The organism is Streptomyces sp. NPDC002577 (assembly GCF_053594815.1).
In genome coordinates, this window is the sequence record NZ_JBSFWK010000045.1 from 41,984 (window position 1) to 55,288 (window position 13,305).

At 70.7% G+C, this 13,305-nt stretch carries 7 protein-coding genes and 2 pseudogenes; 4 read left to right on the forward strand and 5 right to left on the reverse strand.

The annotated features are described in order from the left end of the window. Positions 1-2 precede the first annotated feature (2 nt). The 5 genes and pseudogenes from ACWD4J_RS35825 to ACWD4J_RS35845 all read right to left on the reverse strand — a co-directional run. A complete protein-coding gene (locus tag ACWD4J_RS35825) occupies positions 3-251 on the reverse strand; it encodes a hypothetical protein (protein ID WP_451399684.1) in 249 nt (82 codons plus the stop codon). A gap of 484 nt (positions 252-735) precedes the next feature. After that, positions 736-2,571, reverse strand: a complete 1,836-nt coding sequence (locus tag ACWD4J_RS35830) for a PEP-utilizing enzyme (RefSeq protein WP_451399685.1) — start codon at positions 2,569-2,571, stop codon at positions 736-738. Between the two features lie 42 nt (positions 2,572-2,613). Beyond that, positions 2,614-3,693 (reverse strand): PEP/pyruvate-binding domain-containing protein, encoded by a 1,080-nt coding sequence (locus tag ACWD4J_RS35835; protein ID WP_451399686.1) that lies wholly within the window; start codon positions 3,691-3,693, stop codon positions 2,614-2,616. A gap of 290 nt (positions 3,694-3,983) precedes the next feature. Beyond that, positions 3,984-4,200, reverse strand: a pseudogene (locus tag ACWD4J_RS35840) (alcohol dehydrogenase catalytic domain-containing protein); the annotation flags it as partial. Beyond that, positions 4,196-4,583 (reverse strand): annotated as a pseudogene (locus ACWD4J_RS35845) (DeoR family transcriptional regulator); the annotation flags it as partial. The pseudogenes ACWD4J_RS35845 and ACWD4J_RS35840, both read right to left, overlap by 5 nt. A gap of 1,241 nt (positions 4,584-5,824) precedes the next feature. Here ACWD4J_RS35845 and ACWD4J_RS35850 point away from each other — a divergent pair. The 4 genes from ACWD4J_RS35850 to eccB all read left to right on the forward strand — a co-directional run bounded on the left by ACWD4J_RS35850 (position 5,825) and on the right by eccB (position 13,300). After that, positions 5,825-6,442: a response regulator transcription factor gene (locus ACWD4J_RS35850; RefSeq protein WP_451399687.1), complete on the forward strand. Its 618-nt coding sequence runs from the start codon at positions 5,825-5,827 to the stop codon at positions 6,440-6,442. A 46-nt stretch (positions 6,443-6,488) separates the two neighbouring features. Further along, positions 6,489-10,451 carry a type VII secretion protein EccCa gene (gene eccCa, locus ACWD4J_RS35855; RefSeq protein WP_451399688.1) on the forward strand — a complete coding sequence of 1,321 codons (3,963 nt, stop codon included), beginning with the start codon at positions 6,489-6,491 and terminating at the stop codon, positions 10,449-10,451. 88 nt (positions 10,452-10,539) lie between these two features. Continuing rightward, complete coding sequence (gene eccD / locus ACWD4J_RS35860; RefSeq protein ID WP_451399689.1) at positions 10,540-11,946, forward strand: type VII secretion integral membrane protein EccD; 1,407 nt, start codon at positions 10,540-10,542, stop codon at positions 11,944-11,946. Between the two features lie 10 nt (positions 11,947-11,956). Beyond that, positions 11,957-13,300 (forward strand): type VII secretion protein EccB, encoded by a 1,344-nt coding sequence (gene eccB / locus ACWD4J_RS35865; protein ID WP_451399690.1) that lies wholly within the window; start codon positions 11,957-11,959, stop codon positions 13,298-13,300. Positions 13,301-13,305: the final 5 nt, after the last annotated feature.

Genomic DNA, 13,305 nt, shown 5'->3' on the forward strand with positions numbered 1-13,305 from the left:
AATCAACCCGGGTGGCCACCGCTCACCCATGGGGCCTGGCCGCTGATCGCCAGCCGCTGCGGGCTGTGGTCGAGCCCTGCGCAGGCGGCCGGCGCACGGCCGATCGCGCGTGCCGTTTCGGTGAGCAGCCGGTCGTAGGTGTGCGACAGGACCAATCGCAGCGTCTGCTCGGCGTCGAGGCAGAACCAGGGGCCGACAGTCCGCAGCCCGTGCGGGGTGAGCCGCCACAGCTTGTCGGTGTCCTTGACCACTGCGTCGTCGGCGTTCAGGGCGTGCCGCCGGGTGTCGTGGCCGTCGAGACGTGATCCGCGCCGTGTCCTCCCGCGGGTACCCCATGTCGGTGAGGATGCGAGCGGCGATGGCGGCGCCCTCGGTCTCGTGTCTGCGGACAATCTCGGGGTCGCGGGAGCCGGGGGCGATGGCGGGCAGGATGCGTGCCGGGTCGATGGTCTTCCACCCGGTGTCGTGCAGCAGGATCGCCGGGAGCACAACGTCGACACGGGCCTGTGGCACCGCGTTCAGCAGCGCGGCGGCAAGGCCGTAGGCGTAGAGCGAGTGCGCGTCGTTGTCTCGCACGTCGAGATAGGGCAGGGCGCGGTCCCAGATCTCCTGCTCGACCCCGGTCAGGCGCACCAGGGCGGGCACCTGGTCCGCCGGGGGGATCTGCGACGGGGCGAGCGGGAGCACGGGAAGCGGTGCGGGGGGCATGCCGGTCTCCTTTCGGTACAAGCACGCTCAGTCGAGGAAGGTGACAGTGCCGGCCGTGCCGTCCACCCGGATCCGCTGCCCCGTCCTGATACGGGTGGACGCCGCCCCGGTCCCCGTGACAGCGGGCAGGGAGTACTCGCGGCAGACGATGGCGGCGTGCGACATCACCCCGCCTATGTCGGTCACCGTTGCCCGTATCCGGCCGAACACTGGAGCCCAGCTGGGCGCGGTGACCGGCGCGACGAGGATCTCCCCGTCCCGTACCAGGTCCAGCTCGGCGGGACTGTGGATGATCCGGGCCGGGCCGTCCGCGCGCCCGGGCGAGGCGGCCAGGCCGGTCAGGTCGCCGGTGGTGGCGCAGTCGGCCAGCCAGGACCGGACCCGTTCGCTGGTGATGCCCCACAGCATGATGCTGAACGGTTCCGTCACGGCAGCGGGCGGCCGGTTCAGCGCCGGTTGCGGGCGCCGGGTCGCCAGGGCGCGCACGATCCGCCTCCGCCGTTCCACCTCGGGCGGCCAGAAGTCGGGGCCGACCGGCGCGCAGCCCCGCGCCCAGCCGGACGCGAAGTCGAACAGTGCGCCGCGGGCCTCGTCGCGCGTGAGGTACAGCATGTCGCTCTCGCCGCGCCAGAAGCCCGCCCGGTGCAGCAGTGCGGACAGCTGCCGCACCTTGCGCCAGAAGACGCCCATGGACCAGTGCTCGATGTAGAAGTTGTGGTTCTCCACATACGGGTAGACCTGTCGGGCGAGCCGCAGTTTGGCCTCGAGGTCCGTGCGCTGGGCGGGGTCGAGCAGGGCGGCGTACTCGCCGGTGATCCGGTCTCGTTCGGCGACGAGCTCGGTCACGTGCCGGTCGACGTTCTCGCCCCGGCGCAGCCGCAGGACGTAGTCGCGGATGTAGCCCAGGGGCAGCGCGGGGTCGTCCCGCCAGTACCTGTCGTCGGCGTAGAAGCCGTTGCCCGAGGTGAAGTTGAACCACGGGTCGCGGGCTGCTTCCCAGGCATCCAGCCAGTCCCGGCCCCGAGGCGCCAGGGCGACGGCGTCGAGGGTGTCCGGTCCGGGGTCGGGGGCGGTCAGCAGGTGCTCCAGGCCCAGTTCGACAGCGAGCTTCGCCAGCCGCTTCAGCTCGTCGTCCGGGCGGAACAGCTCCATGTCCACGCCCTGGACCATGGTCGCGACGGCCTGGTCGGGGATGCCGGGGAACCACTGTCTGCACGCCTGGAAGAGGTCCAGGTAAGCCGCGTAGCCGAGGTTGAGGAACTCGAAGTGGTACTGCCAGGCTCGGTGGCACAGCGCCAGGAGCCGGTCGTACCCGCCGAGCAGGGCGTCGGTCGCGTCCAGCCCGACGCCGCGCTCGATCTCCTCGTACGGCTGGACGTCGGGCAGTTCGGTGAACCGGAGCGCCTCCAGCTCCCGGATCGTGGCGAGGACCTTGCGCTTCCAGTTGTCCACAAGCGCGTCCCAGTGCTCGAAGTAGTACCCGGCGCGCCGGAGGAACTCCGGCACCCGCCCCGCGACCTCGTCCCGCGGCACCGCCACCGGGCTGAGGTAGACGTAGCCCTGGTGGACGCGGCACTCCATGCCGTTCGCGGGCGGCATGAGGAAGTGCCGGGTGTTGAACTGGCCCAGGCACTTCGTCGCCAGTTCGGGGCCGATCGTCTCGAACGGTTTGAGCACCGTGGGCCAGTGCTGGTTGTCACAGAACCAGAACTTCGCCTCCTCCACCGCACGCCGTTCGGGGTGGAAGAGCACGGTGTACGGATACAGGCTCTGCCAGTTCTCGGCCCCGGCGGGCGGCGGCTGCTCATAGGGGCTGGGGAAGCTCGTGCGCGGTCCGGACGACGTACGCGACTGGGGCGCCATGCGAGGTCCCTCCGTCGGGCCCCGTAGTGACGGGGCTGAGGCTCAGGTCGGGAGAGTCCCGAGGCCGAGCATGGTGTCGGCGATGCTGGAGACGCCCGCCCCGGGCACCACCGCGGCTCTCGCGCGTGGCCTGCGGCTCCAGACCGTCTCGGGCCGCGCCTGGAGCAGCAGCACCCGGGGGCCGCCGTCCGGGGCGGCCGTGGCACGGTCGATGGCCCACTCGATGTCCTGCGGGCAGCCGTAGTGGCGCTCGACGTTCTTGGCCAGTCTGGCGACCGCGGTGACCTCGGCGGGCCCCAGGCAGGACGCCCCCCGGCGGGCGTACTCGACCTCACGCCGGACGAGCCCGCGCCCGTCCGGAGCGGCGACCAGCTCGTGGTGCTTCGGCGACACGGTCGTCCGTACGGGGACGAACAGCACCTTGTCCACGACGTAGTTGTCGGGGGTCATCTCACCGGACGCCACCGGTCCGCCGAGTCCCCAGCCTGCGTCGATGACGATCTTCGACCGGTCGCCGTCGACCGGGTTCACGGTCAGGGCCACACCCGCCGTGCGAGCGTCGACCATTCTCTGCACGCCGACTCCCATGCTCAGCCCCCGTTCGGGCACACCGTTGACGGCTCGGTAGGTGATCGCGCGCGCGGTCCACAGACTTGCCCAGCAGCGGCGTACGGCGTCGAGGACAGCGTCGGCGCCCCGGACGCACAGGTACGTGTCGTACTGCCCGGCGAAGCTCACGGTCGGCAGGTCCTCCATCGCGGCGCTCGACCGTACGGCCACCGGGACGTCCCCGGCATCCCCGAGGACCCGGTAGGCCGCGGTGACGGCTGTCGCGACCGAGGACGGCACGGGCCGCTCGGTGACCAATCGGCGGATTTCGGTGGCGCGCGTCTCGGTGTCGGCCGTGTCGGAAATGTCAAGCCCGGCGAGGACGGAGCCGATCTCCGAACGGAGGCCGCCGCCGTCGAGCAGGGCGTCGAAGGCGTCGGCGGTCACCGCGAACCCGGGCGGTACCGGTACCCCGGAGACGGTCATCGTCAGCAGACCGGCGCACTTGCCCCCGACCCGGGCGGTGGACGGATCGGCACCGGAATCGAATGCGACGGTGTACTGGTAGGTCATGGGAGGTCTCTCCGCACTGGCACTGCTGCATGGCACATCCCCTCCCCGAGCCTACGGCGTCCTGTGTGGCGACGGCAGTCGGCCACCGGCGGACTTCGTGCCCGGTCGACGGGGGCGGGTGGTGTCCCGGCGGCGCTGCCAGGCCGCTCCCGTCGCGACGGTGGCCAGCAGGCGGCAGCGCGCGGTGTCGTACGGCGGACCGCCGGGCAGCACTACGGGGCCAGATCGCGGGGACGTCGTAGGCCGCCGATGATCCGGGTGGTGCGTTTCGGATCACCGCAAGGGGTCTACGCGACCCGGTCGCCGAATGCGAGTTCGGTCACCTCGCCGCCGATGCCAACAACCTCCCTGGCGAGCTCGTGGCCTGGCACGACCGGCAGGGGTCGGCGCGAACTCGCCCTGCAGGATGTGCAGATCGGTCCTGCACAGCCCGCAGGCCGCCACATCGACCGCGGCCTCGCGCGGCCCGGTAGTGGGGTCGGGCACGTGGCGACGGTGACCTTGCAGCTGCGGTGGCCAGCGAGGAGGTGACCACGGTCAGTGGCCGGTCGCGGGGGAGTGCGGCGGCGATGAGTTGCGGTGTGTAGCCCTCGTCTATGTAGACGGTTTCGGCGTTCTCGAGCAGTTCGGCCGCGGCTGCCGCGATCCGGGACTTCTCGGCGGACGTGCATGGTGGTACGGAAGGCGAGCGTGGTCTCGAGGCCCGCGATCTCCACGGGATGGGCACTGCCGTGGGTACGGCGTACAAGCCCGTGCTCCTCCAGTACGTGCAGATCGCGCCTCACGGTCTCCTTGGAGACCCCGGGGCCGGCAGCGAGCTTTCCGACGTCCACGGATCCAGCACGGCGTGCCCTTTCCAGGATTCCGCGTCTACGCTCCTCGGCGTCCACGGCGACACCTCCGTTTCACGGCTCCGCGCGTTGTGTCCGCGCCGACTGAATTCCCGAAGCCCTGGCCGCTTCCGGCTGCGGTGGCAAATTTCTACAAGGCGCTTGCCGCCACTGACCAGATTCGTCGTAGAACAGTTCATGACCGAATGTGCCCGTCTTCCGGAGTACGGATCCCCTGGATGACGCGGTGGAGGCCTCCGGGGCGCGGGAAGCTGCTGCCCGCTCGCCGACTAGGCGTGCCCCTGTGCTGCCCGTTTTTACGGACGGATCGCGATGACCATAGGAGGCATCACCTTGAGGGAGCGGTTCAAACTTGCCGCATCGGTCGACGGCGAGGGGGCGGTGGGCGACATGCCGCTGCCGCGGTATGCGGTGAGGGCCGCGGTGCGGTACTGGGAAGGTCGCCACCAAGCACACCCACTGGTGCTGGCTGCTATGGACGTGGCGTTGTGGCAGCTGGATTGCGCCCCCACAGGCGATGTGTCGGGAAGCCGATGCGTCGCTCCGACGCGGGGTCGGACGTTGAAGCCCTTCGGCTGTAGGTCGGTGGTGGCCACCTGGATACCGGCGAGGGCCGGGGTTGTCATCAACGCGAGCGGCACACGGGGCGCGGAGGGTATGAATCCGGGGCGGTGCGGGGCACGAGTCGGTAGAGGCATCGGGCATCCTGGCAGGGCCGTGCGGTAACCGGAACCTATCCTTCAGCTCGCTGCGATGTGCAGGTTTTTTTGTGCGTGAATGGTGAACACAGGGTGAACTTCAGGCTCTTCAGTCGAACTTCATTGCCGTAGTCGTGGCCTCTTGTGCACCGTACCGCCGGGTGATCGCCCGGTCCTTTGCGTGAATCAGGCATGCCTCGCGGAGTCGTCGAATTGCCCACTCTTTGCTTGACTGCTGCGAGTCGAGTGCTTTAGAAGTAAAGCACTTCGCCTGGTGTGAAAGTCGTACACATCGCTCTCGCGGCTTAGGGGCCAGTGTGTCCCTCTATGTCGTTCGGCATCGGGAGGCGCACGTCCATCAAAGGTTCGCAGTGGCCGGAACGGCCGCTGGAGCACCGAGGCGGGTCCCACGAGAGCGTGTGGGCAGCACAACCTGAGTATTGGAGCGTCTATGACCAGTGTCCGTTTTCCCGAGGTGCGCGCCGTCGCTGATGTGTGCCACCCCGTCGACGCAGGCTGGTCGGTATGGCCGCCCGCGCGGTAGAGGCGCCGGCGGTAAGGGAACAAGGCGCGGTGATCACCGTGGCTGTACACGCCGGTGACCCGGTCAGCGGCGAGGGCGCCGTCGCCTCCCTGCGCGGCACTCCCGGGATCACGCTGCTCCCGCCCGACCGGAGGGGCGAAGCCGACGTACTGCTGGTCACCGTCCACCAGACCACTGAGGACGTCGTCCGGTGGATGGAACGCGCCGCCACCGAGTCGACCAATCCCGAGATGCGGATCGTGCTCATCGCCGAGACCATCAGCGAGCACTACCTGATGCGCGCGGTCACCAGCGGGTTGGTGGGTTTCGTCTCGCGTGAGGAGGCCGACCGGGACCGTGTGGTGAAGACCATCCGGGACAGCAGCCGCGACCGCGCGCTCGTCCCCGAGCAGATGGTCGGATGGCTGCTCGAACAGGTCAGGACGATCCAGCGCACCGTGCTCGTGCCCAACGGGCTGACCGTCGGCGGTCTGCAGGACAGGGAGGTCGAGGTCCTGAGGCTGCTCGCCGACGGCCTGGACACCGTGGAGATCGCACAGCAGCTGAACTACTCGGAGCGGACCATCAAGAACATCGTCAGTGGCATGTTGACGCGGCTGAACCTGCGCAACCGCTCGCACGCGGTCGCCTACGCGATGCGGTGCGGGGCGCTGTGAATCATTGGGAGCGCTCCCCTCGTGTCATGCCCATGGGGGGACGCGGATGACGAACACGGTGCCGGTGAAGCGCGGCTCGCGCGCGACCGCTCCTGAGATGCCCGAGGGCGAGATCGAGCTGGCCGAGCCGCCGGTGCTCGGTGAGCCGGCGAGCGCCGACTTCGGGTCAGCGCTGGCCTTCCTCCCCATGGGCCTGGGCTCGGCGGCCATGGCGGTGGGGCTCTCGCTGGGCAACGGTTCGCCCACCACCTACATGATGTCCGGGATGATGGGCGTCTCCATGATCGCGATGAGCCTGACGCAGCTCGGGCAGTCGGGCAAGGAACGCAAACGCCGGATGCGGTCCGAGCGCCGGGACTACCTGCGCTACCTCGCCCAGCTGCGCAAGCAGGCCAAGGATGCGGCGGCCGAGCAGCGTGCCGCCGTCTCCTGGGACCACCCCGAACCCGAGGACCTGTGGTCGCTGGCGATGGGCCCCCGGCTGTGGGAACGCCGCGCCAGCCACGACGACTTCGCCCGGGTCCGCGTCGGGCTCGGCTCACGGCGGGCCGCGCTGCACTTCATCCCCCCGGAGACCAAGCCCGTCGAGGACCTCGAACCCCTCACGGCGATCTCGCTGCGCAGGTTCATCAAGGCCCACCAATCGGTCGAGGGCATGGCCGTCCCGGTCTCCCTGCGCAGCTTCAGCAGCGTCGAGTTCGCCGGGGACGGCACCGACGCGTACGGCATGGTCCGGGCGATGCTCTGCCAGCTGGCCGTCTTCCACTCGTCGGACGAACTGCGGATCGCCGTGCTCACCGACGAGCAGGGCCGGGCGGACTGGGACTGGGTGAAGTGGCTGCCGCACAACGCGCATCCGCGCGAGCGTGACGCCGCGGGCGCCCTGCGGCTCGTCGCCACCGACCACGACGCACTGATGGAACTCCTGGGCCAGGACGTCAGCGACCGCCCCGACCACGACAAGTCCGAGGCGCCCAGCACCTCCGAGCCGTTCATCGTGATCGTCGCCGCCGGAACACACATCCCGCCCGGCTCCCGGCTGCTCGGCGCCGGGCTGCGCAACGTCGTCCTGCTCGACCTGACCGGCGACATGACCGGCGGCCCGAAGGTGCTGCGCCTGACCACCGAGGACGGCCGGGTGACATTCCCCTCCGGCGACTCGACGGCGTCCGCTCAGGCCGACGAGCTGAGTGTGGCCGCGGCCGAGAACCTGGCCAGGTATCTCGCGCCCATGCGCACCAGCGGGATCGTGGACCTGGTCGACGAACCGTTCGAGAACGACTTCGACCTGACCGCCCTGCTCGGCATCCGCGATCCGCGGGCGTTCGACGTGGCCTCCCAGTGGCGGCCGCGCTCCCCGCAGCACGCCCGCCTGCGGGTGCCCATCGGAGTGACCGAGGACGGCGAGATCGTCGAGCTGGACTTCAAGGAATCCGCCCAGAGCGGCATGGGACCGCACGGCCTGCTGATCGGTGCCACCGGGTCCGGCAAGAGCGAACTCCTGCGCACCCTGGTCATCGGGCTCTGCGCGACCCACTCCTCCGAGATACTCAACCTGGTCCTGGTCGACTTCAAGGGCGGCGCCACCTTCCTCAACATGGAGAAGCTGCCGCACACCTCCGCGGTGATCACCAACCTGGCCGACGAGCTGCCGCTGGTCGACCGGATGCGCGACTCGCTGCAAGGAGAGGTGATCCGCCGCCAGGAACTGCTCCGCGAGGCCGGCTACGCCTCCCTCTTCGAGTACGAGAAGGCCAGACTGGGCGGCGCGCGGCTCGCCCCGCTGCCCTCCCTGCTCCTCATCGTCGACGAGTTCTCCGAACTGCTCTCCAGCAAGCCGGAGTTCATCGAGCTGTTCGTGATGATCGGGCGCGTCGGCCGAAGCCTCGGCGTGCACCTGCTGCTGGCCTCACAGCGACTCGACGAAGGCAGCATCCACAAGGTCACGGGCCACCTCTCCTACCGGGTCGCCCTGCGCACCTTCTCCTCCATGGAGTCGCGCAGCGTCATCGGCATCACGGGAGCCTACGAACTGCCCTCGACGCCGGGCCACGGCTACCTGAAGATCGACACGACCAATCTGGTCCGGTTCAAGGCCGCCTATGTCTCCGGGCCCTGCCCGGAACCGCAGACCCGCGCGTCCGCGGGCGAGAGCCGGACCGGGCCGGCCGCCGAGATCGTCCCCTTCGGCCTGGAGCAGCGGCCGCCGCTTCCGGCCGATCCGGCACTCTCACTGGAACCGGACGAGCCGTCGGACGATGAAGAGCAGTCCGAGAGCTCCGAGAGCCTGCTCGAGGTGCTGATCGACCGGCTCACCGACGCCGGCCCGCCCGCCCGCCAGGTGTGGCTGCCGCCGCTGGACGAGTCGCCGAGCCTCGACCAGCTGCTGCCGGGCATCGTGCCCGATCCGCTGCGCGGGATGAGCGCGAGCGACTACCCGGCGCTCGGCGCCCTGAAGGTACCGCTCGGCATGGTGGACCGGCCCTACGAGCAGCTGCGCGAACTCCTGGTGGCCGACCTCTCCGGGGCCGACGGGCACGTCGGCATCGCGGGAGCACCGCAGACCGGCAAGTCCACCCTGCTGCGCAGCCTGATCCTCTCGCTCGCCCTGACGCACACCCCGGATGAGGTCCAGTTCTACTGCCTGGACTTCGGCGGCGGCGGCATCGTCTCCATCGCGGGCCTGCCGCACGTCGGCTCGGTGGCCACCCGCCTCGAGCGCGACCGGGTGCTGCGCACCGTCGAGGAGATGACCCAGATCCTGGAGACGCGGGAGGAACGCTTCACCAGCATGGGCCTGGAGTCGATGGCCGCCTACCGCGCGCTGCGCCGCAGCGGCCAGATCGACGACCCGTACGGCGACGTCTTCTTCGTGGTGGACGGATGGGGCACCCTCCGGCAGGACTTCGAGGAACTGGAGGACCGCGTCGCCGAACTGGCCGCCCGCGGCCTCTCCTTCGGCGTGCACGTGGTGGCATCGGCGGTCCGCTGGTCGGAGATCCGCCCCAAGCAGCGCGACCTGATGGGCACCAAGCTCGAGCTCCGGCTCGGCGACAGCATGGAGTCGGAGGTCGGAACCCGTCAGGCCGCCGGAGTGCCCTCGCGCCCCGGGCGCGGTCTCACCAGCTCGGGCCACCACTTCCTGTCCGCACTGCCCCGGCTCGACGGCTCGTCGGACATCGAAGACCTGACCAGCGCGACCAAGGCCGCGGCAGCCGAGATCGAGACGTTCTGGACCGGCCGTTCGGCACCGGGCGTCCGGCTGCTGCCCAGCAACCTGCCGGTGGACCAGCTGCCGCCGCCGGAGGGCGACATGCGTGCCTGCCTGGGCTGGGACGAGAAGCGCCTGCAGCCCGTCTGGCACGACTTCGAGAAGGTGCCGCACCTGATGGCCTTCGGCGACGACGCCACCGGGAAGACCAACGTGCTGCGCCTGGTCGCCAAGGCGGTCACCGCCCGCTACACCCCCGCCGAGGCGCGCATCCTGCTCGCCGACCCCAGTCGGGAGCTCCTCAGGGACGTCCCGGAGGAGTACCGCGTCGGCTACGCCGTGGGCACCGAGGCACTGGCCGAACTGGCCGGAAGTGCCGCGGCGTCGGTGAGCGGCCGGGTGCCCGGCCCCGACATCGCCCCCGAGCGGCTGACGCAGCGCGACTGGTGGACGGGACCGCGGCTGTTCATGCTCATCGACGACTACGACCTGTTCGCCACCGGCAGCGCCATGGACAACCCGATGACGCCCATGGTGCCGCTGCTGGCCCAGGCGGCCAACATCGGACTGCACATCGTGGTCGCGCGCAGTACCTCCGGAGCGATGCGCGCCATGATGGACCCGCTGCTGCGCCGGATGTGGGAACTGGGAAGCCCGGCGCTGCTCTTCTCCTACCCCAAGGAGGAGGGCAAGTTCATCGGTGAGGCGAAGCCGCGCACGCTGCCCGCGGGCCGCGCTCAGTTCGTCACCCGGCGCGGTGTCGGGCTGCTCCAGACCGGACTGGCGGCTCCGTCATGAGCCGGCCCTCCGCCGGGCGCCGGGAACCTGGCGCCCGCCGTCCGAGCACCGCAATCACCTTTCCCCGTCCGTGCACCGCAGGAGAACCATGAGCACCGCCGCGTCGTCCCCCTCCCGCACCGGGTCCGGGGGGACCGCCGATGTCTGCCGGCTGACCGTCAGCGCGGCTTCCGGCCGCACCGACCTCGCGGTGCCCGTCTCCGCCACGGTGGCCACCATCCTGCCCGTTGTGGTGAGGCGGGCCGTGGCCGAGGACGACCTCGGCGGCAACTGGGCGCTGCAGCGGCTCGGCGAGGCCCCGCTGGACCTGGACGGCACCCCGGAGACCCTCGGCCTGCGGGACGGCGACGTCCTGTATCTGCGGCCGAAGGACGACCTCCTGTCGGAGCTGCAGTTCGACGACGTGGCCGACGGAGTGGCCACCGCGATCAACACCCAGGGCCACCGCTGGCGACCGGAGCTGACCCGGCAGCTCTGCCTCGGCCTGGCCTGCCTGGCGCTGGCCTCCATCACCGCCCTGGTCGTCGCCGCACGCCCCGACCTGCTGACCGCCTTCACCTGCGGCGTGCTCGCACTGGGCCTGATTGTCGGCTGCGCGCTGGTCACCAAGGCGCTGGAGGACCGGACCATGGGGACCGTCACCGGCCTGGGCGCGTGCGTGTTCGCCGCGCTGGCCGGACTGTCCGCGGCGGCCGGCCCGGCCGGGCTGTTCGCGCCGGGCCGGCTGGACGGGCTGGTCACCGCCGCGTTCACCGGGGTGGCGGCCGCCGGGGTCCTGGCCACCGGCAGGGTGCCGATCGCGGTGTTCGGCACCCTGCTCATGCTGGCGGGCACGGTGGAGTTCGCGTCGTTCCTGTCGATCGTCCTCGGGTGGGACGCCACGCGGATCGCCGCCGTACTCGCGGCGGCCATGTTCGCCGTGTCCCCGCTCGTCCCGCGACTGGCGCTGTTCGCGGCCAGACTGCGTGTCGTGGAGCTCCCGCACAACTCCGAGGAACTGCAGCAGGGCATCGACCCGCTGCCGGAACCCCTGGTCACGCGCCGCGTCGAAGCGGCGGACGGCTACCTCAGCGTGTTCTTCCTCTCCGCCGCCGCGGTCTTCACGGTGGCCTCCGCACTGCTGGTGCAAGCTGCGAACTGGTCGGGATGGGTGTTCACCGCGGTGTTCAGCGCGGCGGTGCTGCTGCGCGCACGCGGCGTGGGCAACGCATGGCAGCGCATCGCGCTGGTGGTCGCCGGCGGGCTCGGAGCGGTCCTGGTCCTGCTGTCCTTCGCGCTCCACGCGACCCCGGCGGCGCAAGCCGCGGCCATGCTCGGGCTGTTCGCTGCCGCCGCCCTGCTGCTGACGGGTGCCTGGCGACTGCCCGGTGCAAGGCTGCGGCCCATATGGGGGCGCTTCGGCGAGATCCTGGAGGGCTGCACGGCGCTCGCCCTCATCCCGCTGCTGCTGCAGGTCCTGAACGCGTACGCGTACTTCCGCTCGCTGGCCGGCTGAGGGGGCGGCGGTGCAGAATCGACGCGATCACGTCCAGGCACACCGGTTCGCCACCGGTCGGCTTGTGTCGGCACTGGTGGCCGGTGATCCGGGCCCCGTCGAGGTCCCCATGCGGCGGGGGAACCTGGGCATGCAGTTCGGCGCGCTGGTCGCGGTCCTGCTCGCCGCGGGCTGCGCGGTCTACGGCCTGATCAGCCCCGGAGCGAGTACGGCCTGGCGCAGTCCGGGGGCGATCATCGTGGAGAAGGAGACCGGCAACCGGTACCTCTACCTCGGCAAGCAGCTGTACCCCATGGCCAACTACGCCTCCGCGTTGCTGGTCGCGGGGGACCGCGCCAAGGTCGTGTCCGTTTCACGCGACTCCCTGGCGGGCGTCCGGCACGGCCCGCAACTCGGCATCCTCGGCGCACCCGACGTCGTGCCCCCCGCTGCCGAACTGCTCTCCGGAGACCGTTCGGTGTGCATGCCGCCGGGCAGCGGAAGCACGCTGGTGGACCTCGACCCCATCGGCCGCACCACCCCGGTCCCACGCAACCAGCGGGTCCTGCTCGCCGGGCCGGGCCACGCCACGTACATCCTGTGGAACAGCCGGAAGTACCGGTTGAAGTCCCACGCCGAACTGGTTGCGCTCGGCCTGGTGGCCGAGCAGCCCGTCGCGGCCTCCGCGGCATGGCTGGCCCAACTGCCGTCCGGCGGGACGCTGACCGCCCCGCGCATCCCGGGAGCAGGCTCCGCGGGCCCCTCGGTGGCCGGCGGTCCGGCGAAGGTAGGGCAGTTGTTCGAGACCACGGCCGCCGGGGCCCAGGAACTGTACGTGCTGCGGTCCGACGGCCTCGCCCCGATCAACCGCACCGAGTTCGCCCTGCTCAGCGCCGTACCCGGCGGGGCCGCGCCGAAGAAGGCGACCGCGGCCGACATCGCGGCGGCCAGGGTCTCGCCTGACCGCTCCCTGCTGACCGCTGTGCCGGACGTGCTCTCGGGGCCGGCTTTCAGCCCGGGCGGCTCAGCGCTGTGCGTGCTGCAGAAGGCCGGCAGCTCCAAGGGCGGCTCGATCGTGACCGAGCCAGTCGCCGCCGGCTCGCGAACTACCGGTCTGTACGTGCCGCCGAACAAGGCCATGCTCGTCGAGGCGCAATCCGCGCAGACGTCCGGCTCCGCCGGCTCCGCGGCGCAGCTCTTCCTGATCACCGACAGCGGCAAGAAGTACCCGCTGGGTGACACCGCCGTCGCGGCGCTCGGATACGGCCAGGTCAAGGCGAGCGCGCTCCCCCAGGAGTTGCTCGACCTGGCACCCACCGGTCCGACGCTGGACACCACCGCCGCCAAGACTGCTGTCACGGCACGTGCCGGTTAGGGGGC

Bases quoted from the DNA above. Each gene is read 5' to 3' on its own strand.
- ACWD4J_RS35835 (WP_451399686.1), bottom strand. From the start codon at position 3,693: ATGACCTACCAGTACACCGTCGCATTCGATTCCGGTGCCGATCCGTCC.
- eccCa (WP_451399688.1), top strand. From the start codon at position 6,489: ATGACGAACACGGTGCCGGTGAAGCGCGGCTCGCGCGCGACCGCTCCT.
- ACWD4J_RS35830 (WP_451399685.1), bottom strand. From the start codon at position 2,571: ATGGCGCCCCAGTCGCGTACGTCGTCCGGACCGCGCACGAGCTTCCCC.
- eccD (WP_451399689.1), top strand. From the start codon at position 10,540: ATGAGCACCGCCGCGTCGTCCCCCTCCCGCACCGGGTCCGGGGGGACC.